This window comes from Streptococcus orisasini (assembly GCF_001431045.1).
In the GTDB taxonomy this organism is placed as follows: Bacteria; Bacillota; Bacilli; order Lactobacillales; family Streptococcaceae; genus Streptococcus; species Streptococcus orisasini.
In genome coordinates this window covers 1-23,397 of record NZ_BCLE01000039.1, presented here as the reverse complement: position 1 = coordinate 23,397, position 23,397 = coordinate 1, and the positions used below count along the sequence as shown (strand labels likewise).

The window sequence follows — 23,397 nt, the reverse complement described above, 5'->3', positions numbered from 1 at the left end:
GAAATGGTTTTGTGGTATTCTATACATGGATTTATCCATAGTTTTGCAGCATTAGATGACTATTTAATGAGTGATATGGCCTACTATCCCAATAAACAGGAATTTTTCTTTATTAGATATTGGTTAGGAGGCCCTCATATAAGGTTACGTGTAAAAATAACTGATGGTAATAATAAAACCAAAGAAAATATTTTTAATGAATTTCAGAAAAGCATTCGAAAATTTTATAAATATAATTTCAATAAATATGAATGGGAGGACCGACAGAATTTTTATAAAAATGAAATAATTGATTTTGAGGGGAATGATGATTTATATTGGGTAGAAAATGGTTTAGTAAAAGAAATACCATACATACAAGAAATTGAGCGATATGGCGGTTCTTCTATCAGTATGCAATATTCAGAAGAAATTTTTATTGAAAGTAGTAAGTTAAGTGTACTTCTTAATAGATTGAGTTATGAAAAAAGAATATTAGTAGCTTTTGAACTGTTTGTAAATAGCATAAACATGTACTTTCAAACTTACAAGGAAAAAATAAATTTTTTAAATGTTTATAATAATTTTTGGAAAGAATATAAAATAAGTGAATTTAAATTTAAACATTATTCTCAATTCAAAGCTATTTTTAATAATCCTTCTAATAGAGAAATTTATTTAGATTATCTAAAGTTATTACAGCCGAATGCTATGTTTAACGAAGAAATACTTTTTTCACATTTGCATATGACTAATAATCGGTTAGGTATGGGACCATACTGGGATTTCAAATTTTCTGAATTGTATTTAAAATTTATGATAGAGGAGGTGTGATATATGAACCAAAATCTTTGGAATTTTGAACGGGATACAGCGGATTTTACTAGTTTGATACATAAAAATTCTGTAATGTATCTTAGTAATAAAAGCGTAAAGATTTCAAAAAAATCTAGAAAAAAAAATTGGGAGTATCGTCCAAGTATTGAACTGTATCGAACAAATGAAAATAATTTTTTAGAGGAACTTCTTTTAAATAGGAGAACAATAAGGGAACCGAGCGGAAAAGCAATTACATTGACGGAGTTAAGTAGATTATTAGAGTTTGGGTGCGGTATATCTGATAAAATGAATCTTTACTTTACTTACCCGTCGCCTGGTGCAACATATGCTACAACAATCTTTATTTATACGACTATCCGAGATTTAAATTCTGACATGTTATATCGATATAATCCATACAGTCATAGTCTAGAGGAGTATGAATCTATTGATAATGATACAGTAAAAGAAGTGATTCAAGATGATAAATTGGATTTATTCCCAATATATATTTTTTTTGCAACAGACTTTCAGTTAATCCAACCTAAGTATGGTACATTAACGTATAGACTTTTAAATCAAGAGGTTGGGCATATTGCCCAAAATTTATCTTTACAAGCAGTAGCAATGGGTTTGAATTCTACAATTTACGGTGGCTTTTACGAAGAATATTTTTTGAAATTATTTTGTGAGAAAAAATATAATCTTCTTTCTGTTATGTTTGTGGGGTAATCGTGATATGTATTTGATTTTAGATTTTTTTACAGAGCTTGTAATAAATGATGACACTTTGATTCTTAGTAATTATAGAAAGAATATTACTGCATCATTTAGAGTGAAAAAAGATTTTAGAGAAAGTATAGAAAATTTAGCTTTTAAGTATGTTGTATTGACTGATAGTAAAATTTATTCTGAATCAGAACAATTTATTATTTCGTTGTATAAGCAAAATAAGGAATTTTTTGTATTAGTGAATGATGTGGAATTGAATTATTTATTATTTTGTAGATCAATGTTTGAAAGATTGACCTTAGATAGGAATCTAAGGTTTTCACTGATAGAAAGTTATAAAAAAAATAAGGTGTTTATTCATCCTTCGGTAGACTATTTATTAGATTCATTAAAAGATAGGAAAATAGCTAACTTATACTTATATGACAAACAAAGTATTTTAAGAGAAAATGATATTTTGTTAATTGACTTTAGCCTAGTAAAAGAACCTATAATGGAAAATCTTAATTGTATTGCACTTCCTATTGTTAAGTATAATACAATTGGTCCATTGCTGTTCCCAGGTACAGATATTCAATTAATGGAAAGTGTTAGTAGTAATCCAGTGGATGTCTTATACTTAAGAAATATTTATTTGGAATTATTGTGTCATATAATTTTGTGTATTCAAACTGAAATTTACAAATCTACTTATACTAATATTGCTTTACCAATTGAGGCTATATTTATTTTACATTATCCAAGTCTAAATATTACAATCGAATCGTGTTATAGGAAGTGATTATTATGATAACAATTAATAATGTTTCAAAAAAATATAATGACAAAGCAGTTTTTGAGAATTTAAATTTGTCAATTAGAGAAGGAGAAGTAACCGCATTAGTTGGAAGTAATGGTGCAGGAAAAACGACACTAATTAAATGCATTTTAAACTTGATACCATATGAAGGTCATATATCTTATTCTTTCCCTTCAAATAATATATATGATTTCATCAATGTTCAGATGCAACGAAGCTTTTACGAAAATGAAGTAACTGTATTGGAGATATGCAATTTATATAAGTCATTGTTGAAATCTAATAGTAATATAAATGAGCTACTTAAAGATTTTGATTTGATAAAACTCTCAAACTCTAAAATCAAAAATTTATCTGGAGGGGAAATGCAAAAACTATCAATATTATTAACATTGGTTAATTCTCCTAAAGTTATTATTTTTGACGAAATTACAACAGGTGTAGATCCAATTGGAAGGAGAAAAATTTGGGATCATATTAAAAAAATTAAAAAGAAGTATTCGCTGACGATACTACTGACGAGTCATTTTTTAGACGAAGTAGAATATTTAGCAGATAGAATAATTATTTTAGATAATAAAAAGATAGCCTATGAAGGGGATATCGTCAGTTTTATAAAATCTTCAGTAGGTACGAAAAAACTTATAAAATTTAGTTCAACATTCTCATTAAATAAAAATATAAAGGCAGATTTTCCTCAAATTACTATTGAACAAAATGGAAAATACAATCAAGTTTTTGTTGATGAACAAGAGGAGTCAAAGCTTATCGAATATCTGTATCGTAATGGAGGAACAAATATTTCAATTAACAGCGCCAATTTAGAGACAGCCTTTGTAACGAAATTTGGTTATCGTTTAACTGAAGGAGGAGATGACAATGCATAAGTATTTTGTATTTACAATTTTTCAGTTTAAGATGTTGTTGAAAAATTTTAAGTTATCATTATTAGGATTATTGATGCCTATATTAAGTTTTTATATCTTTTATGAATTAATGAAAGACTCAAATTTACAAAATAACATTTCAATTACTGAGTATTTGTTGCCAGCATTCCTAATAATTATCGTATGTAATGCTGTGTTAAATATTTTTGGTGATTATTATATTTCATATGTTGAGAGTGGTGCGCTTACTCAGTATAAGACACTGGGATTAGGGAGATATACTATTATTTTAGCAATATTTTCGGCTGTACTGATCTTTGAAGTTCTCGTTACCCTTGTGTTATTACTTTTTAGCCAATATATTTCAAATATAAATATCCCATTCGATAATATTTTTAATATAGTAGTTGCTTTTCTATTAGTAAATTTATTTCAATTAAGTATTTCACTTTTAATATCAACAACTTCAGGAAAGACCTCTTCTTATACTTCAATTGCTTTATTAATATTTAATTTTCAAATGTTTTTAGGTGGATTGACATTTCCTCCAGAAATTATGCCCGACATGCTGCAATTTATTACTAAATATTTAAATCCAATTTACTACGGTCTGATTTTGATGCGAGGGATTTGGTTGGAAGATAAAACTATTTTTGACTTTCCTAAAGAAAGTGTCTTACTATTTCTTATGAGTATAATTTTCTTAACGCTATCAAATGTTATTGCAAAAAGAAGAGAGATTTAAATGAAAGGATGGATAACGTGAAAGGTATTGCGGTTTTGGTGCCGGGAACAGATGAACTATGGATAGATAAAAGAGTCAAAATTCCGGATAATTCTGAAGTGTTTTTAGATAAATTTGATTTTGATAATTATTCAATCGAGTTTTTTTTACAATACTTAAGTTTTAAGGAAGTTTCGGAATATTACTTTATTTCAAGAGGAAATCATAGGATAGAAAAAATAGTAGAGCACTTGAATTCTTTCACCGACAATATCATTTTTTATAACATTGAGTTAAATGATAATAATTTATTTAAGACAGATGAATTTTTTTTAGATGATATAATAAAGAATATTAGGAAAGTAAATAATGATTTTACACCTACTTCGTTGATAAATAAAAAAATAAATGGGTATTATTCTGGATACTTTGGTATACAATCTTCAAATTACACTATTTATGCTATCTCAATGAATGATCAAAATTTGTTTAATAAACTTAGCGAGTCAATAATAAAGAATTCAACATTGAATAGTATTGTGGTTAACATGGATAAGCAAGAGTACAAATACTTACTAAGTGATTCTTGGAATCCATTTCCTAAAGAAGTGAGAGTTTTAGATTCTATGTCAATTCCGGAGTTACTCGATACGTTTAAAAATACTGGTTTGATTGAGTTTAAATCTTGTACATCAATTTTAGATTTTAGTGTGATATGCCATCAAAAAAATCTACAAAGAATACATGTTACAAAAAATGGTATATTTTTAGATTTAAAAGAAAAAATCAGACTGTCTAAAAATATTCAGGAGGAATTTTCAACAATAATAAACCAATTTTCATTTCTAGAAGAATTTAGTGATCGAATTATTGATAAATATTATTTAGATTATTTCAATTTATCTTACCATTTAGGTACTTCAGCTTATTTTGTTACTCCATATAATATTTTTTCTTCTAAGAAAGTGTATGATGAAAATACTATACATGATTATATAGGCATTATAATAGATGACGATTGTTTTATTTATAATATAAATAAAAATATGATGGTAAAAGTAAACAAAGATATATTATATCTAATGGAGATTTATATAAAAAACGATTATAGTATTTATATTGATGAGGCAAAAGTCAATCAATTTAGTAAATTCTTAAAAAATCTTTTTTGATAGAATTTACTACAGGGAGATATAGTATGTATTATAAAAATGAAAACTATAGTGATGATAGACTTCCGCGTGTTAAACGAGTTAGAGATAACTTTTTAATTGAGGAAAATACTTCTTTTAGATATTTAGATTTAACAAGTGGTGTTTGGAATAGAATTTTAGGTAATACGTTGCTTAATGAGGAGTTTCTTTCTAGGTTGCAAAGACTATTAAAGAGTGGCACAACTTTTATAGATATAAGAAACTTTGAGCATCCATTATTAGATAGCTATTCAAAAAAAATTTTAGACTTTGTGTCAACACCAAATTATCAAGCTACAAATTTATTTTATAATATTAGTGGATCAGAAGCGGTAGAATTAGCAATTAAATTGATAAAAAAAGTTAAAGGTAGAAATAAAAAAATACTATCGTTTAATAAAGGATTTCATGGAACAACATTTGGTGCAATGTCTATTTCAGGTATTGATGAAGGATTGGCTGAGTTTTATAATTTTTCAAACAAGCCTGACATTGTTATATGTAAAAAACCGAATGATGATATTGAAGTACAAGAATTTATTATGTATTTAACAAGCCATAGTGAAGAAATAGGGGCTATTATTATTGATCCAGTTAACAATTCATCAGGAACATATTATTGGAAACAAGATGAACTCAATTCTATCTTAAAAATTTGCAAAAAATTGGGTATTATTATTGTCTTTGATGAAATAAGTTCAGGTTTTTACAAGACAGGAAAAAGATTTGCATATTTGAACTTTAGCTATACGCCTGAAATTTTACTTTTAAGTAAAGGATTGAATAATGGAATATTACCTTTGGCACTTTGCATTGTTTCAGAAGAATTAGAGAACAAGTTACGAGGTGAGTTTATTGATCATTTTTCTACCCAAGATGGGAATTTAGCCTCAGTACTAAGTGCTGATGTAGCTTTGGACTTTTTTAAACAGAATGAAAAAAGTATAGATTTTCAAGTTAAGCGAATAGAAGAATGTTTTCAAAAATATTTTAGACAATACAAAAATTATTCAGGCATAGGAGTGATGCATTCTGTTCATTTAAATGATAAATTCAGATTAAATTTAATTTTTCAAAAGTTGAAAAACTTAGGTATTCAGGTTTCTACCTTCTCATATAATGAAGAAGGAAAGGAATTCTGTGGATTTTCATTAATTTGTCCACTGACTATCGAAATTGCTCAATTAGAAAAAGCGCTAACAATTGTAACATATTTGCTGAATATTTATTAAGGGAAAGTCTGTGAATAATAAGATATTAATAATAGGTGCTAATGGTTTAATAGGTAAAGAACTATTAAAAGTTACTGACTTTGAATTTTTAGCTTTAGATAAAAATTATAAAGATACTTTTTCGAAGTTTTTAAAATTTGATATTACAAATAATGATAATATTGATCAACTAATAACCTATCTCGAAAAGAAAAAAATTTCATTAAGAGGGCTTGTTTATCTTGTATCCGATAAAAGTAAAGAAAATTTCTTTACATGTAGCATATCTGAGTGGGAGACGTCTTTTACAGTAAATTACGGATCATTTTTTATCCTTCTAAAAAAATTGTATCCTTTCTTTGTAGAAAATACTTCCATAGTTGCAGTATCTTCTCAGTACTCAATTTTACCTAGTGCTAATAGAATTGCGTATGGGACTAGTAAAGCAGCGTTAGCTCAGTTTTCTAAAAATTTAGATAGAGATTTTGCTCTTTATTCAGAAAAAAATATTAGAGTAAATATTGTATCGCCTGGAGTAATAAAAGAATCAGATCCATTATCGTATTATGAATCATACCCTGGGAAAAAATATTCTGATTTGTTACCTAGGAAAGATCTAGTTCCGGTAAATGATGTGGTAAATGTTATTGCATTTTTGTTATCAGATAATGCAATTTCACTAAGAGGACAAAATATATTAATAGATAATGGTTTTTTATATTGAAGTTATTTTTAATAACTTCATGGAGAGAAATAGCCTTAGAGTTGGATGGTTTATATATTTAAAACTAAATATTAAATTGTTATGATAATACTAAGTTATCAATAACTTTCCATGGTACGTTAGGGAAGTGATTGTTTGTCAAAAATATACATGATGGGAGTCATGAAGATATACTAAATCCGATATCAAAACTATATTTTTAGACAGCAACCAATAAGGAGAATTCATCTGTTTTTAATAAAGAAAGTCCATTATTTTGAAATTTTTAATAAAAGAAAAGGGTATAAAAATCTGTAGTTCTTATTTAATTAAATAAAGAGAAATTTAAAGGCATAAAATCATATGTTAAATATTGTGTATTAGCATAATTACTCAATAATTGTAGAAGTATATAGAATATTGAGTGAGAAACATAAATAGTTCTCTATAGAATAGGTTATACTAAGCATTTTGAGAAGCTTATAGACGTATAATGCACTCGATAGATGTTATTCAGCAAACAAGGCATAATTGATCTAGAAACAATAAAATAGTCGATTTTTTCCTTACAGTAACACATTGAGTAAAACACTTTCTAGAAAACATACATTTCCTAGAAAGATAAAAGGAAGGTTTTTTACATGTAAAGAATTTTGTCTGAAAAATTTATCCCTTGCGATAGATCGAGCTGTGAATAGATTTTCAGAAATAAATTCTAATGGCAATCGAATTCCCGTTGGATATAAAGCAGTAGAGCAAATTGAAGAAGGAATTTAAACCAAGACCTTTAATGATCTTGGTTTAATCCATTGGTTGTTTAAGTCTTTTGAGGACACCAACCAATTTACAATAGATAATCTAATAGGCATAAGGTCGGTCATGGGAAAATGTTATACTTTATATTTGGGAGAAGTTCTCATACTGGAAAGAGTCAGTTATTGAGAATAGTTTAGAAGTTCATATGTAATATAATGTAAAAAGATAAAATCCTTGTTTAGTCAAAGTAAGAAGCTAGCCAATCATAATAAAACTGTTCAATTAGTTCACTGACATAATTAGCAAATTGCTTGGACTGATCTAAGAGTTGGCTAAAACTTGATAATTGCTGAATTTGTATTAAGCTAATCTGTAGATTGTATGAGTAACAAAGATGACAAAGCTCCCTTTCAAATTGCCTAACTAAGTCATTATTTTCTCTGTTAAAAACATTCGCAATAATGAGGTTTCCTAATTGATAAATAGCCTCTTTCAAATTCTGAAATTGTTCATCTTTTGTGTTCATATTTAACCCCCTTTGTTGAGTTTTCTTCCTATTAAAAATAAGACATATATTTTGTACTTAAAGAATTCCCTGTTTTCTTCAAAGAAATTCTAACTTTTTGAAATTTTGAGCAAAAGAAAAAGGCTTAAATGCCTGTAGTTCTACCTATTCAAATATATTGAAATCCAATGGTTTAAAACCAGGGCTTAAGAAAGCTCGTAAAGCTAGTCAATTTAGTAAACGTTAATCTGTTTGTTCAGATTATTTTACAACTCTGACACTTCTCTATTTAGGGAAGTGTTTTTTATCTAAATTGACGGAACAGTTGACGTAGCTGTTGCGACTTTAGTCGCTTACAGATACGGCTGCAAAGGAGACAAAGTCTCCGTGCCTCAAAACGTTAAGAAGCAGCTACAATACAGCAATTACAAACACTTTATGGATTTTCATGGAGTGTTTTCTTTTGGAAAGGATTAGTGGCACAATTGACCAATATCCTTAACTTAATAACATTGCTTTATTGTCTCAGGTTCTTTTCTTATTTATTTTCAGGACTTCTTTTATTTTAGGATAAGATTTTAATAAAATGATAAATATGATAAAATAATCCTGCTAGCAAAAACCTATGATAATGGTGTTTCATTTGGTAAATACTTGAAATATTTTTCAGAATATAAATTTGATAATTGGCTATATTGAGGATAAAAATGGTGGTAAGTGATAGAAAGGTTGATGGAGAGAGCAGAAAAAACAAGTAAATTAGGATTTCATAATAGCTTACACTGCAATAGCTAGGGAGAATATAAAATGAAAGACGCCAAGAAAAAAGAAATATCAAAAATAGCATATCTATATTACATTGAAGGTTTGAGCCAAGCACAAATTGCTAAAGAGACAGGGTTGTATCGTACAACAGTGAGTAGAATGTTAACTCAGGCTAGGGAAATGGGGATTGTTCAAATTGAGATTGAAAATTTTGATCCAGCCTTGCTTAAGTTGGAACAGGTATTTAAAAAACAATATGGCTTAAAACAGGTCGAAATTGCGCCAACAGTAATGGGAGGCAGTGATGATGATTGTGAAACCAGAGTGGCAAACTTAGCGGCTCAATTTTTACGAAAGAATATTCATGATGGACAAACAATTGGTTTAGCGTGGGGTTCAAGTATAGGTAGGGCGGTAGAGAGTTTAGAACCTAAATACACCAATGACACTGTTTTTGTTCCTGTTGTTGGAGGTCCAAGTCGAATTAACTCGCAGTATCACATTAATACACTTGTCTATGAATTAGCTAAAAAATTTCATGGCCGGAGTGTTTTTGTAAATGCGGCGGTTGTGCAAGAGACCAAGGAACTAGCTGATGGTATTTTTTATTCTCGTTATTTTGCAGAATTAAGGGAATTGTGGAAAAAGTTAGATATGGTGATTGTGGGTGTCGGTGGAAATCTCAGTTACAAAAAAACTCAGTGGCGTGATTTGGTCACTGAAGAAGATTATGAAGATTTAAAGTTAAGGGATGCGGTGGGAGATTGTTGCTGTCGCTTTATTGATAAAGATGGCAAAATATTAAAGGGACTTCTATATCAAAGGACAATTGGATTGCCTTTAGAAGATTTACGCAATATCAAGCAAACAGTTGCCATTGCTCAAGGGAAAGCAAAGGTTAGAGCTATCCGTGCTTTGATTAAAAAGGGCTATATTAATACGCTTATTTCTGATCAAGCTACTCTTTTAGCTGTATTGAAGTTGGATAAAGTGAGTTTTGATTTATCTCAATGAGAATGAAATATTTTATTAGATAAACAGGTATTGGTTTTACTGATACCTGTTTTTGATATTAAGATTAAAAAATTATTATAAACATAGACATGTGTGCAATTTAGATTATCAAGGCATAATGTGTAACAAATAAACCTTATAATATCAGGCTTTTAGAATAGAGTAGAAATATTGATAAAAAAATATCTAGTCAATATTTTTGATGTAACATATAATGATTATACAAATGAAGCGCTTATATTTTCCGATGACTTAAGACTGTTTGTCAAATTAGTAGTGGAGGAAATTATGCTTAAAATTACATCAGAAGATATTATCAATTTATCACTTGAAGGTGATGATAAAAATACAGTTATTAAGAATTTAGCTAAGCAAATTTATAATACAGGGGTCATTTCAGATTTTGAAACCTATTATCAAAGTGTTTTAGACAGGGAAGAAATTGTATCAACAGGTATTGGTTTTAATATTGCTATTCCACATGGAAAGAGTTCAGCAGTTAATACCTGTGCTGTTGGTTTTGCTAAATTAGTGAATGATTTAGATTGGCAAAGTCTAGATGGCGAACCTGTCAAGATGATTTTTCTTTTGGCTATACCGGAAAAATGTGCGGGCAATGAACACCTAAAGATCATTGCAGCTTTATCTCGTCAACTTATCCATGAAGAATTTAGACAAAAATTAGAGAGTTTAGCGGATGAAAAGTCTATTGCAGATTTAATTAATGATAGCTTGAAGCATATCGATATTGTCTGGGAATCAGAGTGAGTAAGAAAAGGTTAATAATAAAAGGAACCTAAAAATATTTAAAGAAGGGAAGAAAAAATATGCTAAGATTAGTCGCAGTCACTTCGTGTCCATCTGGTGTGGCACATACTTATCTAGCTGCTGAAAGTTTACAAGTTGCAGCAGATAAATTAAATGTAGAAATGTATGTGGAAACCCAAGGGTCGATTGGAACTGAAAATGAATTGACAGCTGAGCAAATAAAGTTAGCTGATGCTGTTATTTTAACGAACGCAGTGAGCATTAAAAATGAAGACAGATTTAAAGGAAAACCTGTTGTACGTGTAAGTCCTGGTGATTGTATTAAAAAATCAGATCTTATTGTTAAAAAATTACAAGAAAAATTAGGAAAATAGGTATAAAGTCATGATTGATTTACTTAAAAATACACGAAAAAATTTAATGACTGGGGTTTCATATATGATTCCCTTTGTAGTTGCTGGTGGTGTTCTATTAGCAATAAGTGTGTTGTTATCTGGGCATGCTGCAGTACCTAGTAAAGGTATGTTAGCAGATATTGCTAATATAGGTATTACAGGACTGGGACTTATGGTACCAATATTATCAGGTTACATTGCTTTTTCCATGGTAGACCGAGTCGGCTTGGCTCCAGGAATTATTGGCGGTATGATTGCTTCTAATATTGGAGCAGGCTTCATTGGGGGGATTTTTTCAGGACTCTTAGCTGGTATTGTTGTTTATTATTTAAAAAAGATTGAACTACCTATTGCCTTTAAATCATTGATGCCAATTTTTGTTATCCCTCTATTAGGGACATTAATTGTTGGTGGTATTATGTATTGGCTTATTGGCCGACCGATTGCACTTGCTATGAGTACGATGACAGGCTGGCTTGAGGGGCTTGGTTCTAGCAATCTCTTGATTCTTGGATTAATTCTAGGTGCTATGATTGCTTCTGATATGGGCGGTCCAATCAATAAAGTAGCTTTTGGTTTTGGTTCTGCTTTGGTAGGTACAATAAATTCTCAGACTGGACTTCCAAGTACTACTGCCCTTACTATTATGGCTGCAATTGGTGTAGCGATTTGTATTCCTCCACTTGGCATGGGGTTAGCGACTTTAATTGCACCTCAAAAATTTACAGAAGAAGAAAAAACATTAGGAAAAGCAGCTATTGTCATGGGATTCATGGGTATTACAGAAGGCGCAATTCCCTTTGCTGCTTCTGATCCTACTCGCTGTATTCCAGCAAATATTATTGGAAGTAGTATAGGCGCTGCCATTGCCATTACACTTGGCGCTGGGAATCCAGCCCCTTGGGGAGGCTGGATTGTCGCTCCAGTTGTGCAAAATCCTCTAATTTATCTGATGGCAAGTATAGTTGGAGCCATTATTACCGCAGCGATTGTTATAATAGCGAAGAAACCTGTTCAGAATGATGAAATCAAAATGGAGATGGATGATTTCGATTTAGAACTGGAAATACTATAAAGTTTTTAAGGATACGTTTTTGACGTATCCTTAAAAATTGTAAAAAAGTTCATCCTTTTCATGAAAGAGCACAAGTGTGCTCGTCAAAATGAAAATATGAAATGAAAAAAATGAAAGCTTACCAGATAAGGTTTTGAAAGATTAGCTAAAATGTTATTAAAAACTATATATTTTGAGACTGTATTTAATTGTAAAATATAGATGTAATTTAATGAACATAGAAGTAGGAAGGACAGACTAAATGGCAGCTGGAGCAATTGATAAGACACAAAATATTGCAAATGTAGTCTTAAATGGAAATCCGCGCATTCAATTGATGAAAGACAATCTTTTTAAAGAGAAACGTCAAATTTCATTAGAACGTGCGCTGTTATATACGGAAAGCTATAAAGCAACTGAAGGCGAGCCTACCATTATTCGCCGTGCAAAAGCTACGGCACATATCATGGATCATGTGGAAATCAGTATTCGTGAGGGAGAGCTCTTAGTTGGTAACCGAACAGTACGTCCGCGTTCAGGTATCCTTTCGCCAGAAATGGATCCCTATTGGATTATGAAAGAAATTGATACAATTGCAACACGTCCACAAGATCAGTTTGTATTTACGGAAGAAGATAAAAAAGTCTACATTGAGCAGCTATATCCATATTGGAAAGAGCGTTCGATGAAAGATTTCATCAATAGTGAGTTAACAGATGATGTTAAAACGGCTATAAAAGATGAAGCTTTTAAATTAAACCAGACTGATAAAGGTCAAGGACATATTATCATGGATTTTCCCTCCATACTTAATCATGGTATCCAATATTACATTGATTATTTAGGGGAAAAAATAGCAGAAAATCCAGATAATGATTTCTTTCAAGCAGGACAAATTATTTTTGAAGCAATGAAGCGCCATTTCATTCGCTATGCAAGGCTAGCTCGTCAGATGGCAGAAGTAGCAGAGCCTCAACGCTCAAATGAACTGGTAAACATGGCAGAAATTTGCGAGAAATTAAGTACTGAGAAACCTGATACGTTTTATGAAGCTTTGCAAATGCTTTGGATGACAAGTATTGTTGGCCAGTATGAATCGAATGCCTCCTCTCTTTCGCTAGGACGTATGGACCAGTATCTCTATCCATTCTATCAATACTCACTTGACCAGGGTGAATCAGAAGAATTAATGTATGAAGTACTCGGAGATTTTTATATCAAGACAAATGATGTTGTTCTATTAAGAAGTCAAAGCAGTGCCAAGTGTTTTGCAGGTTTTCCGACGGGATATACTGTAGCTTTAGGTGGATTAGATAACTACGGACGTACAGCGGTTAATCCGCTATCTTATGTGATGCTTGATATTTATCATGAAATCTTGCTGCCACAGCCTAACTTATCTGTTCGGATGAATGAAGTCATTCCACGGAAATTTTTGCTAAAAACGTGTGAAACGATTCGTCTAGGTACAGGTATTCCACAACTTTTCAATGATGAAGTTTGTGTTCCGGCCTTCCTTAGTAAAGGCGTTTCATTGGAAGATGCTCGTGACTATGCTACTGTCGGCTGTGTTGAAATTTCAATTCCTGGTCGTACCTATGGATTGCATGATATTGCACTCTTTAATCTTCTGCGTATCATGGAAATGAGCATGTATGCATTACGCGATAAGGAGGATTTGACTTATGATGAATTGATGGAAGATATTGAACAACGAATTGACTATTATGTTGATCTGGTTGTAAAAGGTTCAAATATTGTGGATTTAGGCCATCGCCACTATGCTCCTACCCCATTCTTATCAGTGCTTATTAAAGATTGTATTGAAAACGGTAAGGATGTCACTGAAGGTGGTGCTCGGTATAACTTTTCAGGTGTTCAAGGAATTGGTGAAGCTAACCTAAGCGACTCGATGTATGTCATTAAGAAAATGGTCTTTGAAAATAAAGAAATGACCTTCTCTGAGTTAGTCAAAGCATTAGAAATGAACTATGAAGGAGAGTATGCATCGCTGCAAAAGCATCTTATTCAAGATTTTGAAAAATATGGAAATGACGATGATGAAGTGGATGAGATTGCTCTTAAAATTTTCACGCATTATGCGAAAGAACTTGAAAAATATACCAATGTTCGCGGAGGGAAATTTATTCCCGGTGCCTATACTGTTTCGGCCCATATTCCTCTAGGCGAGGCAATTGGAGCAACGCCAGATGGTCGGAAAGCTCATGAACAGCTGGCAGATGGTGGCTTGTCACCGATGGTTGGACGGGATCACTTGGGACCTACCGCGGTATTGAAGTCTGTGAGTAAGCTTGACAATTACCTAACGGTAAATGGCAGTCTGCTCAATGTAAAATTTCAACCCAATACTTTGAAAGGTGTTCAAGGTTTAAATAAATTTGCAGATTTCTTAATGGCCTATACAAAACTGAAAATTCAACATGTTCAATTTAATGTTCAATCCAAGGAAACTCTTTTAGATGCACAAAAATATCCCGAAAAATATACTGGACTTTTGGTGCGTGTTGCAGGTTATAGTGCCTTCTTTGTTGACTTGAATAAACAGATTCAAGATGATATTATTGCGCGTGTTGAGCATACTCTTTAGAATAAGATTGGGAATAAATGATGAAGGATGAAGGATTAGTTTTTAATGTTCAACGCTATTCAGTTCATGATGGTGGTGGAATCAGAACAATCATTTTTTTAAAAGGCTGCCCATTAGCTTGTCCGTGGTGTGCTAATCCAGAATCTAGAAAAGCAGTTAAGCCAACTTTCTGGATAAAAAATGGGAAGAAGGAAAAAATTGGGGAGTGGCGTAAAGCTGATGACTTAGTTGATGAAGTTATGAAAGATGAGATATTCTTTCGAACTTCTGGTGGAGGGGTGACTATTTCTGGTGGAGAAGTCCTGATGCAGGCAGATTTTGCTAGTAAGCTCTTAAAGGAATTTCATCAGTTAGGTGTTCATACAGCAATTGAGACAACAGGAGCCTTTCCATTGGATCATATTAAGAAATTGACTCCTTATTTAAATCAAGTTTTATTTGATTTAAAAATTATGAATCCTAATCGAGCAAGGGAAGTTATCGGCATTGACGTCAGTTACGTCAAAGAAAATCTAGAATTTTTACTGGCACAAGAGCATATTGATGTTATTCCTCGGATACCGCTTATTCCGGGTTACACGACTCACATTCAAAATCTTGAAGCTATTGCAGACTATGTGAAGTCATTAGGCATTGAAGAGGTTCACTTACTGCCCTTTCATCAATATGGCAGTAGTAAATATGAATATTTAGGTTGGAATTATACGATGAAAGATGTTCCAACTTTATCGGCCGCTGAAATTGATAATATCAAGAAAATATTTGAAGATAAAAAAGTCCAAACGAACATAGATGGTTTGGAATAGAAGGAGGAAAGGAAATGGAATTTTTATTAGACACTGCAAACTTAGAGGAAATTAAGACCTATTCAGAAATTGTTCCGATTTCAGGGATTACATCCAATCCCTCAATTGTAAAAAAAGAGGGACACATTGACTTTTTCCAACATATGAGAACTATTCGAAATATGATTGGTCAAGATAAGAGCTTGCATGTACAGGTGGTAGCAACTGATTTTGATGGTATGCTTGCGGATGCCGAAGCCATTTTAAAGAATATTGACGATAAAGTTTTTATTAAAGTTCCTGTAAGTAGTGAAGGCTTGAAAGTCATCAGAGTTCTGAAGGAACGTGGTATCAATGTCACAGCAACGGCTATTTACACTAAAATGCAGGCTTATCTAGCAATTGCTGCAGGGGCAGACTACTTGGCACCATACTATAATAGAATGGAAAATTTGAACATTAATCCTAAAGAAGCCATCCGCGAGATTGCAAAAGAAATAGAACGTACTGGAAGCCAATCAAAAATTTTAGCGGCTAGCTTCAAAAATGTTGGTCAAGTGAATGCAGCCTTGGAAGCTGGAGCTCAAGCATCAACTGTAGGTGTGGATGTGATTGCACAAGTTTTTGCCATGCCATCTATTTCAAAGGCAGTATCTGATTTTACTACTGATTGGGAGAGTATTTATGGCGAAAATTCTACCATTGCTGATTTATAGAAAGAGAGTTGCAATGCATTTCGGATAGTTTTCTGGAACTAGATGATATAAGCTTATAAAAACGAACAAATGAATTGTACTTATTTGTTCGTTTTTACTTGGAACACCTGAAAAGGTGTTTTTTAATCAAGTTGTAGATATAACATAAAAAAGCTGCCAAGTCCAAGTTGACAACCATTATTTTTTCACCACTCGATTTCCCTCTTTTAAAAAACTGGTAACAGAGTTCTTCAATTTTTCAAAATCTCCTTGAAATGTAGCAATCTCAATCGCCTTTTCAAGGCCGTCCTTTAACGAGAGGTTTGATTGATAGTTATTCATTGAAAGAAACATATGTAAAACAAGAAGTGCTGTTCGCTTATTAGCATTGTAAAAGGGCCGCTTCTTAATCAGGTTGACCCAGATGATAGCAGCCTTGCTGTATATATCTGGATAAGGGGGATGAAGGATCAATATTCTTTACTTTTCTCATTGAAATGCGAATCAATGTTTTTAACATTGGAATAAGATACTTTTACTTATTCAGCTAATTGATCTCATTTTAGAGCTTTCAATAACTAAATCATAACGAATTCATCTAAAATTATGTCAAAGCAACTAAAAATGGCTTGACAAAGTTAATTTGAAAGCGTATTATTATAGATGAAAATACGTTATATAACGTATTATAAGAAGGGAAGGGTATGCCAGTTACAAATAGTCAAGTGCCACTTTATATTCAAATTAAAAGTAGTTTGAAAGACAAGATAAAAAATAATACTTATCTTGTCGGTCAAAAAATTCCGACAGAGATTGAGCTTGAAGAATTATATGGAGTTAGTCGTGTCACGGTCAGGAAGGCAATCAACGAGCTTGTCTCAGAAGGTTACCTTATCAAAAAACAAGGGAAGGGAACATTTGTTAATCATAAGAGAGTTAGCCGTAAACTGTCTTATGTTATGGCGTTTTCACAAAGCTGTTTAAAGAATGGTTTACAGCCATCAAGCGAGGTGTTAGAAAAACGAATAATGTTGCCGACACCTGAAATTGCTGAAAAGCTGCAAATTGATTTAGACGATGAAGTTCTTTATATTCAGCGTAAACGTTTTGCTGATGGTATTCCTATTTTTTTAGAAAATAATTATTTTTCTCTTAAAGATTTTTCTTTTCTAATGGAAGAAAATCTCGAAGGTTCTCTCTATAATATTTTAGAAAAGCGAGGAATAAAAGCTGAAAACTCTGATGCTAAAACACTGGAAATTGTTTTAGCAGATGATAAGTTGGCGACCTTAATGTCTTTGCCTGTTGGAACAGCATTTTTCTATCTGAATGTCAGAATTTCTGATCAGAACAATAAACCTATTCACGTTGGTCACCAGTATTATCTTGGTGAGTATTATAAATTCGATATGTAAAAACATATTGAATTTAATTTTGGCTAAAGATAATACGTTATAATACGTTATAAAAGGAGAGGAAAATGATAATCTTAGCAAGTCATGGAAAACTGTCGGAAGGAATGAAGCATACAGTGGAAATGATTACAGGTTCCCAACCTAATCTCTTTGCATTTTCAGCTTATTGTAATGGAATTGAATCGATTAAGGATTCAGTGAAAGAAAAAATAAGAGGAGTAACTGATGAAAGAATTATTATTTTAACAGATGTTTTGGGAGGTAGTGTTAATACGGAGATGACGGAACTACTATTAGATTTTCCAAAGGTTCAATTAATTACTGGTATGAATTTGCCTTTAATCTTGACTTTATTAACACTTAGCGAAGAGGCAGACATTACAGATGCCATTAATGAAGGAAAAAATAGTCTCATATCAATAAATCAGTTGATAGAAGATTCAAATTTGGAGGATGATGACCTATGATTAAATTGGTTAGAATTGATTATCGTCTCTTGCATGGTCAAGTTGTCTTTGCTTGGAGTAAAACATTAGGTATTGAGAGGATAATTGTCATAGATGATGAAACTGCTGCAGATGAATTTAAAAAAATGTCTTTAAGTCTGTCAAAACCTTCAGGAGTGAAGCTAAATATTTTTACTCTTGAAACTGCACTAAGTAAAATGCCTAAAGTAGAAACTTTAAATGAAAATATCATGATTATTTTAGGCAGTACTGTAGCAGCACGTGCATTTTGTGAGGGCTATCCAAAAATTTCTGAAATCAACTATGGTGTTCTTCCTAAAAAAGAAAACGCTACGCAATACAGTCAAGCCATTTATCTTAATAAAGAGGAAGTGGAGGATTCACGTGTTCTAAAAAATATGGGAATTAATCTCTTTATGCAACAGGTTCCGACTTCAAAAAAAGAAAGTCTGTCAGATAAACTTTAAAACTATATAAGGAGGGCAAACAATGTTTGTAAAAGCTGTTTTACTAGGATTAGTTGGTGTTTTCTGTGTCCTCGACTCTCGTTTGTTGGGACGTTTGAATTTTGAAAGACCGCTGATTGTCAGTACCTTGGTAGGTATTGTTTTAGGAGATGTTACTCAAGGATTAACGATTGGGGCATCCTTGGAATTAATGGCTTTGGGTCTTGTTAATATTGGGGCTGCTGCACCGCCGGATATGAATATGGCAGCTATTATTGCTACAGCATTTTCTATTCTATCTCATGCAAATACCGAAACGGCCTTGACCATTGCAGTTCCAATCTCTGTTTTAGGACAACTATTAGGTGTATTAATGAGGACGATTCTGTCTAATTTAACACATGTCGCTGATGACATGATTTCAAGAGCTAATTTTACCGGTGCACTCCACATGCATATTGTTTGGGGAACAGTTTTATATTCTTTGATGTATTTTGTTCCGATTTTCTTAGCAATTTATTTTGGGACTGACTTAGTAAGAGATATTGTAACTATGGTACCTAAATGGTTAACAACGGGTTTAGGAGTAGCTGCTAAAATTCTTCCGGCCTTTGGTTTCGCTTTACTGTTACAAACAATGCTGACGAAAAAAATGCTTCCGTTTTTACTGTTAGGTTTTCTAATCACTGCTTACTCTGGTTTAGGGGTGACTGGAGTGGCTCTCTTTGCATGTTTGGTAGCCTTCTTTATGGCTGATGTAAAATTTTCTACAGCTGCGGTTTCTGCAGGCAATGAAGCAGATCCTCTGGATGATGACTTATAGGAGATAGATAAATGGCAAAAACAACAAATGAAGACAAGAAAAGATTTAGACAATTTTTCTGGCGTTCGTGGGCAATTCAGGCTTCCTGGAATTATGAACGTCAAATGAATATGGGATTTTTGTACGGTATTGCGCCAACCTTAGATCGTCTCTATCCTGATACCAAAGATCTTCCTCGAAAAAAGGAGGCTTATGAGCGTCACATGGCCTATTATAATTGTACTCCTCAAACAAGTGCTTTTGTTTTAGGTTTGTCGGCGTCAATGGAAGAACAGTATGCTAAAAATCCTACAGATTTTAACCCAGATGTTATTAACGCGATGAAGACGAGTTTGATGGGACCTCTATCTGGGGTTGGTGATTCATTTTTCCAAGGTACGATTCGCATTTTGGCTTTCGGTTTGGGAATTACTCTGGCACGGCAAGGAAGCATTTTGGGACCAATTCTTGCAATGTTCATATCTTTTGTCCCTTCTTATTTAGTAACTTATTATGGTGGGAAATTAGGTTATCAAGTCGGTCAAAAATATCTTACTAGACTTTATTCTGAAGGATTGATGGATAAGGTCATGTATGTTTGTTCAATTGTTGGTCTAATGGTCATTGGCTCAATGATTGCTAGTATGATAGGCATTACGACACCGCTTACTACCGGCAAGAGCTTCGTTCTTCAAGATGTTTTGGATGATATCATGCCGCAGATGCTGCCTTTGTCTCTGACCTTCTTGATGTACTGGCTATTGCAAAAGAAGGTCAGTGTTACTTGGATGCTGGTTATTTCGATTGTGGGCGGCATTATTTTAAGTGCTCTGGGCGTATTGGCATAAATTTATAATTTGTAAATAAAAGGAGGAATTTATATGAATTCAAAAGACATTATTTCAGAAATTGTTGGTTCTAACGACATTACATCTGTCATGTTTGTTGGTTGTGGTGCTTCAAAAGGTGAACTTTATCCGGCAAAATATTTTTTAGACCACAATGCCAAAAACTTGCAAGTTAGCCATTTTACTGCTAATGAATTTAATTTTGCAACACCTGCAAATCTTGGTTCTTCAACAATTGTTATTTCTGCTTCATTAGGGGGAACTACACCGGAAACGGTTAAGTCCAACAGTATTGCAAAAGAACATGGCGCCCATGTTATTACTCTAACCAGAGCTGAAGGCTCACCTCTGACAGTTGATGCCGATTATACCATTGTTCATAGATTTGCAGAGAGCTACTCTGCTAAATTGGAAAAAATGGGTTATGCTCTTGAGTTAGCTGTGGAAATTTTGAATCAAGTAGAAGGTTACGAGTACTATCCTGATATGATTGATGGGTTGAATCGCATTTATGATTTTTGTGATGAGGCTGTAAAAACAGTAGAAAAGGATGCGAAGTATTTTGCAGAGCAATATAAAGATGCGCCTGGCATCTATGTGATGAGCAGCGGAGCAACAGCTGAAGTTGCTTACTCTTCCTCGGTTTGTCTGATGATGGAAATGCAGTGGATCAACTCAGGCAATTTCCACTCTGGTGAATTTTTCCATGGACCATTTGAAATTGTAGAAAAGGATGTTCCTTTTATTCTCTTTATGAATGAAGGAAGTACTCGTCCGCTTGACGCTCGTGCCCTAACTTTCCTACAGCGCTTCGATGCCAAGGTCACAACTTTGGATGCGCTTGATTTTGGCTTGTCGTCAGCTGTTAAGAAAACAGTTGTAGATTACTTTAATCCATTTGTGATTACAGCGGTTTTCAGAGTTTACGCCGAACAACTGGCTATTGCAAGACAGCATCCTTTGACTAAACGTCGCTACATGTGGAAATTGGAATACTGATAAGTGTATTAATGGCTGGGGGAACTCAGCCTTTTGAATTTGGAGAGATTAGGATATGTTTGACGGTGTTATTTTTGATATGGATGGTGTCTTAATTGATAGTGAACGTTTTTATTTTAAGCGTCGCTTAGATTTTTGTTCAGAAAATGCAATTGTTCCAAAAACTAAAACAATTGAGGCTTTTATTGGAGAAACTAATGAAAAAATATGGGAAATGCTAATCCCTGATGATACTTCTAATAAAGAGGACTTAAAAAGGAGATATAAGGTTTATATGGAAGAGCACTCACTTGATTTTAAAAAAGCGATGAGACCAGAAGTTTTAAAGCTTTTTCAGGAAATTACAAAAAGGAAGAAGAAACTTGCTATTGCGTCATCTTCCCCCTACAGGGAAATTAAAAAGATGCTAGTAGAGACAGATTTAGAAAAATATGTCAATTTTGTGATCAGTGGAGAGGATCTTAGAGAGAGTAAACCTCATCCAGAAATTTATCAACGTGCACAAAGTGCTCTTGGTCAAGGGAAATACTTAGCTGTAGAAGATTCTGAACTCGGTATTCAATCTGCTAAATCTGCTTGTCTTTATACATTGGCTTTAAGACAAGATTATTGTATCAACCAGAAAAAGGCCGATAAAATTATTTCAAATCTCAAAGAAGTTCTAAATTATTTATAATATTAACCTGAAGACAAAGGGATTGCCTTATATCTGTTCTTTGGTTGCTATTATATTAAGCTCTTTCTTATCTGTATTGGTTAATATTAAAAAGTAAGAATGAACAATAAAGCAGTTGAATATAAGAATTTGAGCAGTTTTTAAAAATGCTAATAATTCAGGGATATCAACAGTTGTCAACACTTCATGGTTCAGCCGTGGAGTGTTTTTGCTATACTGTTTAAATTTTTGCAGGTCTGCTGAGAATGGCTAATATAGAAATGAAATAACTTTTTAAGCAAAGCCGCCTCCTTCTTTATATGGGAATGTTGCCGGGGGATAAACTAAACCGCCGGAACATTTTACAAAAACTTTACACAACCAAGGGAAAAGATTTGATGTTTGGTGCATATAATAGGAACTGTAAGATTAATACTGTCTTTAGATTAGGAGTCTATCATGAAAAAATTGAAGTTCATATCAGCGCTTGCGCTGACTGGTTTGGCTAGTTTAGCTTTATTGAGTGCCTGCGGCAATGCAAACTCAAAGTCATCTTCACAAACGATCAATGTTGTTTCCCGTGAAGATGGTTCGGGAACGCGAGGGGCTTTTGTTGAGCTGTTTGGAATTGAAGAGGAAAAAAGCAGCGGGGAAAAAGTTGATTTGACAACTGACAAAGCTGCTGTTACAAACTCAACAGCGGTGATGCTGACAACAGTTGCCGGTGATGAAAATGCTATTGGTTATGTTTCCATGGGCTCTTTAGACGACAAGGTCAAGGTTGTATCGATTGACGGCACTAAGGCGACGATTGCGCATGTCAAGGACGGCAGCTATAAAATTTCCCGTCCTTTTAACATCGTGACACAAGATAAGATCAGTGATCTGGCTCAGGATTTTATTAGCTACATTATGAGTAGTGATGGTCAAAAAGTTGTTGAAAATAACGGCTATATTGCAGTTGCCGGAAAAGAAAAATACGAATCTAGTGTAGATTCCGGGAAATTGGTTATCTCAGGTTCGAGCTCAGTAACACCGGTGATGGAAAAACTAAAGGAAGCTTACTTGAAAGTCAATCCTAAGGTAACGATTGAAATTCAGCAAAGCGACTCATCGACTGGTATTACTAATACCAGTGACAAGACCTGTGATATTGGAATGGCTTCAAGAGAACTTGAAAAATCTGAAACCTCAAAAGGTGTGAAATCGCAGAAAATTGCTCTGGACGGGATTGCGGTTATTGTCAACAAAGGCAACAGCGTCAAGGAGCTGACCAGCAAACAGGTCAAAGCTATCTTTAAGGGCGATACGACAAAATGGGATGATGTTCTCTCAAAATAAGGAGCTGTGAATGAATCATTCTAAAGAAAAAA

25 protein-coding genes and 1 pseudogene are annotated in these 23,397 nt (G+C 32.9%); 24 read left to right on the top strand and 2 right to left on the bottom strand.

What is annotated here, in order from left to right:
- Window positions 1-3: 3 nt before the first annotated feature.
- The 8 genes from SCSH_RS08380 to SCSH_RS08345 are packed head-to-tail and all read left to right on the top strand — an operon-like array spanning window position 4 to window position 7,068.
- A complete protein-coding gene (locus SCSH_RS08380; protein WP_057491438.1) occupies window positions 4-813 on the top strand; it encodes a lantibiotic dehydratase C-terminal domain-containing protein in 810 nt (269 codons plus the stop codon).
- A gap of 3 nt (window positions 814-816) precedes the next feature.
- Window positions 817-1,530, top strand: a complete 714-nt coding sequence (locus SCSH_RS08375; RefSeq protein ID WP_057491437.1) for a SagB/ThcOx family dehydrogenase — start codon at window positions 817-819, stop codon at window positions 1,528-1,530.
- Window positions 1,531-1,537: 7 nt separating this feature from the next.
- On the top strand, window positions 1,538-2,311 hold the full coding sequence (locus SCSH_RS08370) for a hypothetical protein (RefSeq protein ID WP_057491436.1): 774 nt from the start codon (window positions 1,538-1,540) through the stop codon (window positions 2,309-2,311).
- Window positions 2,312-2,316: 5 nt separating this feature from the next.
- Window positions 2,317-3,216, top strand: coding sequence for an ABC transporter ATP-binding protein (locus tag SCSH_RS08365; protein ID WP_057491435.1), 900 nt, complete (start codon window positions 2,317-2,319; stop codon window positions 3,214-3,216).
- Window positions 3,209-3,961, top strand: a complete 753-nt coding sequence (locus SCSH_RS08360) for an ABC transporter permease (RefSeq protein ID WP_057491434.1) — start codon at window positions 3,209-3,211, stop codon at window positions 3,959-3,961. The genes SCSH_RS08365 and SCSH_RS08360 overlap by 8 nt, the downstream gene beginning before the upstream one ends.
- A gap of 17 nt (window positions 3,962-3,978) precedes the next feature.
- Window positions 3,979-5,112 carry a hypothetical protein gene (locus SCSH_RS08355; protein ID WP_152972544.1) on the top strand — a complete coding sequence of 378 codons (1,134 nt, stop codon included), beginning with the start codon at window positions 3,979-3,981 and terminating at the stop codon, window positions 5,110-5,112.
- A gap of 26 nt (window positions 5,113-5,138) precedes the next feature.
- Window positions 5,139-6,365, top strand: a complete 1,227-nt coding sequence (locus tag SCSH_RS08350) for an aminotransferase class III-fold pyridoxal phosphate-dependent enzyme (RefSeq protein ID WP_057491432.1) — start codon at window positions 5,139-5,141, stop codon at window positions 6,363-6,365.
- 10 nt (window positions 6,366-6,375) lie between these two features.
- On the top strand, window positions 6,376-7,068 hold the full coding sequence (locus tag SCSH_RS08345) for an SDR family oxidoreductase (protein ID WP_057491431.1): 693 nt from the start codon (window positions 6,376-6,378) through the stop codon (window positions 7,066-7,068).
- A gap of 973 nt (window positions 7,069-8,041) precedes the next feature.
- On the opposite strand, the gene SCSH_RS08340 is transcribed toward SCSH_RS08345, so the two are convergent.
- Window positions 8,042-8,329, bottom strand: coding sequence for a hypothetical protein (locus tag SCSH_RS08340; protein ID WP_057491430.1), 288 nt, complete (start codon window positions 8,327-8,329; stop codon window positions 8,042-8,044).
- Window positions 8,330-8,474: 145 nt separating this feature from the next.
- Between SCSH_RS08340 and rpsI the strand changes: the two are divergent.
- The 8 genes and pseudogenes from rpsI to SCSH_RS08305 form a co-directional block, all read left to right on the top strand.
- A pseudogene (gene rpsI / locus SCSH_RS11475) lies at window positions 8,475-8,555 on the top strand (30S ribosomal protein S9); the annotation flags it as partial.
- A gap of 560 nt (window positions 8,556-9,115) precedes the next feature.
- On the top strand, window positions 9,116-10,087 hold the full coding sequence (locus SCSH_RS08335; RefSeq protein ID WP_057491429.1) for a sugar-binding transcriptional regulator: 972 nt from the start codon (window positions 9,116-9,118) through the stop codon (window positions 10,085-10,087).
- A 288-nt stretch (window positions 10,088-10,375) separates the two neighbouring features.
- Window positions 10,376-10,855 carry a PTS sugar transporter subunit IIA gene (locus SCSH_RS08330; protein ID WP_057491428.1) on the top strand — a complete coding sequence of 160 codons (480 nt, stop codon included), beginning with the start codon at window positions 10,376-10,378 and terminating at the stop codon, window positions 10,853-10,855.
- A 59-nt stretch (window positions 10,856-10,914) separates the two neighbouring features.
- A complete protein-coding gene (locus tag SCSH_RS08325) occupies window positions 10,915-11,229 on the top strand; it encodes a PTS fructose-like transporter subunit IIB (RefSeq protein ID WP_057491427.1) in 315 nt (104 codons plus the stop codon).
- 10 nt (window positions 11,230-11,239) lie between these two features.
- A complete protein-coding gene (locus SCSH_RS08320) occupies window positions 11,240-12,325 on the top strand; it encodes a PTS fructose transporter subunit IIC (RefSeq protein WP_057491426.1) in 1,086 nt (361 codons plus the stop codon).
- Window positions 12,326-12,566: 241 nt separating this feature from the next.
- Window positions 12,567-14,912, top strand: coding sequence for a formate C-acetyltransferase (locus SCSH_RS08315; protein ID WP_057491425.1), 2,346 nt, complete (start codon window positions 12,567-12,569; stop codon window positions 14,910-14,912).
- 17 nt (window positions 14,913-14,929) lie between these two features.
- Window positions 14,930-15,718: a glycyl-radical enzyme activating protein gene (locus tag SCSH_RS08310; RefSeq protein ID WP_370695916.1), complete on the top strand. Its 789-nt coding sequence runs from the start codon at window positions 14,930-14,932 to the stop codon at window positions 15,716-15,718.
- 14 nt (window positions 15,719-15,732) lie between these two features.
- Window positions 15,733-16,413, top strand: coding sequence for a fructose-6-phosphate aldolase (locus tag SCSH_RS08305; RefSeq protein WP_057491423.1), 681 nt, complete (start codon window positions 15,733-15,735; stop codon window positions 16,411-16,413).
- Window positions 16,414-16,590: 177 nt separating this feature from the next.
- On the opposite strand, the gene SCSH_RS08300 is transcribed toward SCSH_RS08305, so the two are convergent.
- Window positions 16,591-16,866 carry a type II toxin-antitoxin system death-on-curing family toxin gene (locus SCSH_RS08300; RefSeq protein WP_238581383.1) on the bottom strand — a complete coding sequence of 92 codons (276 nt, stop codon included), beginning with the start codon at window positions 16,864-16,866 and terminating at the stop codon, window positions 16,591-16,593.
- A gap of 230 nt (window positions 16,867-17,096) precedes the next feature.
- Here SCSH_RS08300 and SCSH_RS11420 point away from each other — a divergent pair, with 230 nt between their 5' ends.
- The 8 genes from SCSH_RS11420 (at window position 17,097) to SCSH_RS08260 (ending at window position 23,365) form a co-directional block, all read left to right on the top strand.
- A complete protein-coding gene (locus tag SCSH_RS11420) occupies window positions 17,097-17,807 on the top strand; it encodes a GntR family transcriptional regulator (protein WP_057491422.1) in 711 nt (236 codons plus the stop codon).
- Between the two features lie 65 nt (window positions 17,808-17,872).
- A complete protein-coding gene (locus SCSH_RS08290) occupies window positions 17,873-18,274 on the top strand; it encodes a PTS sugar transporter subunit IIA (protein ID WP_057491421.1) in 402 nt (133 codons plus the stop codon).
- Complete coding sequence (locus tag SCSH_RS08285; protein WP_057491420.1) at window positions 18,271-18,741, top strand: PTS sugar transporter subunit IIB; 471 nt, start codon at window positions 18,271-18,273, stop codon at window positions 18,739-18,741. The genes SCSH_RS08290 and SCSH_RS08285 overlap by 4 nt, the downstream gene beginning before the upstream one ends.
- A gap of 22 nt (window positions 18,742-18,763) precedes the next feature.
- A complete protein-coding gene (locus SCSH_RS08280) occupies window positions 18,764-19,543 on the top strand; it encodes a PTS mannose/fructose/sorbose/N-acetylgalactosamine transporter subunit IIC (protein WP_057491419.1) in 780 nt (259 codons plus the stop codon).
- A gap of 11 nt (window positions 19,544-19,554) precedes the next feature.
- Window positions 19,555-20,370, top strand: a complete 816-nt coding sequence (locus SCSH_RS08275; RefSeq protein ID WP_057491418.1) for a PTS system mannose/fructose/sorbose family transporter subunit IID — start codon at window positions 19,555-19,557, stop codon at window positions 20,368-20,370.
- 33 nt (window positions 20,371-20,403) lie between these two features.
- Window positions 20,404-21,369: an SIS domain-containing protein gene (locus SCSH_RS08270; protein WP_057491417.1), complete on the top strand. Its 966-nt coding sequence runs from the start codon at window positions 20,404-20,406 to the stop codon at window positions 21,367-21,369.
- A gap of 55 nt (window positions 21,370-21,424) precedes the next feature.
- The gene (locus SCSH_RS08265) at window positions 21,425-22,045 is read left to right on the top strand and encodes an HAD family hydrolase (protein WP_057491416.1); all 621 of its coding nucleotides are present in this window, start codon (window positions 21,425-21,427) and stop codon (window positions 22,043-22,045) included.
- 438 nt (window positions 22,046-22,483) lie between these two features.
- Window positions 22,484-23,365: a substrate-binding domain-containing protein gene (locus SCSH_RS08260; protein WP_057491415.1), complete on the top strand. Its 882-nt coding sequence runs from the start codon at window positions 22,484-22,486 to the stop codon at window positions 23,363-23,365.
- The last annotated feature ends 32 nt before the right edge of the window (window positions 23,366-23,397 follow it).

What these genes read in the sequence shown, in the direction of transcription:
- SCSH_RS08380 (WP_057491438.1), top strand. Translation starts at nt 4, where the DNA reads ATGGTTTTGTGGTATTCTATACATGGATTTATCCATAGTTTTGCAGCA.
- SCSH_RS08375 (WP_057491437.1), top strand. Translation starts at nt 817, where the DNA reads ATGAACCAAAATCTTTGGAATTTTGAACGGGATACAGCGGATTTTACT.
- SCSH_RS08370 (WP_057491436.1), top strand. Translation starts at nt 1,538, where the DNA reads ATGTATTTGATTTTAGATTTTTTTACAGAGCTTGTAATAAATGATGAC.
- SCSH_RS08365 (WP_057491435.1), top strand. Translation starts at nt 2,317, where the DNA reads ATGATAACAATTAATAATGTTTCAAAAAAATATAATGACAAAGCAGTT.
- SCSH_RS08360 (WP_057491434.1), top strand. Translation starts at nt 3,209, where the DNA reads ATGCATAAGTATTTTGTATTTACAATTTTTCAGTTTAAGATGTTGTTG.
- SCSH_RS08350 (WP_057491432.1), top strand. Translation starts at nt 5,139, where the DNA reads ATGTATTATAAAAATGAAAACTATAGTGATGATAGACTTCCGCGTGTT.
- SCSH_RS08340 (WP_057491430.1), bottom strand. Translation starts at nt 8,329, where the DNA reads ATGAACACAAAAGATGAACAATTTCAGAATTTGAAAGAGGCTATTTAT.
- SCSH_RS08335 (WP_057491429.1), top strand. Translation starts at nt 9,116, where the DNA reads ATGAAAGACGCCAAGAAAAAAGAAATATCAAAAATAGCATATCTATAT.
- SCSH_RS08330 (WP_057491428.1), top strand. Translation starts at nt 10,376, where the DNA reads ATGCTTAAAATTACATCAGAAGATATTATCAATTTATCACTTGAAGGT.
- SCSH_RS08325 (WP_057491427.1), top strand. Translation starts at nt 10,915, where the DNA reads ATGCTAAGATTAGTCGCAGTCACTTCGTGTCCATCTGGTGTGGCACAT.
- SCSH_RS08320 (WP_057491426.1), top strand. Translation starts at nt 11,240, where the DNA reads ATGATTGATTTACTTAAAAATACACGAAAAAATTTAATGACTGGGGTT.
- SCSH_RS08315 (WP_057491425.1), top strand. Translation starts at nt 12,567, where the DNA reads ATGGCAGCTGGAGCAATTGATAAGACACAAAATATTGCAAATGTAGTC.
- SCSH_RS08310 (WP_370695916.1), top strand. Translation starts at nt 14,930, where the DNA reads ATGATGAAGGATGAAGGATTAGTTTTTAATGTTCAACGCTATTCAGTT.
- SCSH_RS08305 (WP_057491423.1), top strand. Translation starts at nt 15,733, where the DNA reads ATGGAATTTTTATTAGACACTGCAAACTTAGAGGAAATTAAGACCTAT.
- SCSH_RS11420 (WP_057491422.1), top strand. Translation starts at nt 17,097, where the DNA reads ATGCCAGTTACAAATAGTCAAGTGCCACTTTATATTCAAATTAAAAGT.
- SCSH_RS08290 (WP_057491421.1), top strand. Translation starts at nt 17,873, where the DNA reads ATGATAATCTTAGCAAGTCATGGAAAACTGTCGGAAGGAATGAAGCAT.
- SCSH_RS08285 (WP_057491420.1), top strand. Translation starts at nt 18,271, where the DNA reads ATGATTAAATTGGTTAGAATTGATTATCGTCTCTTGCATGGTCAAGTT.
- SCSH_RS08280 (WP_057491419.1), top strand. Translation starts at nt 18,764, where the DNA reads ATGTTTGTAAAAGCTGTTTTACTAGGATTAGTTGGTGTTTTCTGTGTC.
- SCSH_RS08275 (WP_057491418.1), top strand. Translation starts at nt 19,555, where the DNA reads ATGGCAAAAACAACAAATGAAGACAAGAAAAGATTTAGACAATTTTTC.
- SCSH_RS08270 (WP_057491417.1), top strand. Translation starts at nt 20,404, where the DNA reads ATGAATTCAAAAGACATTATTTCAGAAATTGTTGGTTCTAACGACATT.
- SCSH_RS08265 (WP_057491416.1), top strand. Translation starts at nt 21,425, where the DNA reads ATGTTTGACGGTGTTATTTTTGATATGGATGGTGTCTTAATTGATAGT.
- SCSH_RS08260 (WP_057491415.1), top strand. Translation starts at nt 22,484, where the DNA reads ATGAAAAAATTGAAGTTCATATCAGCGCTTGCGCTGACTGGTTTGGCT.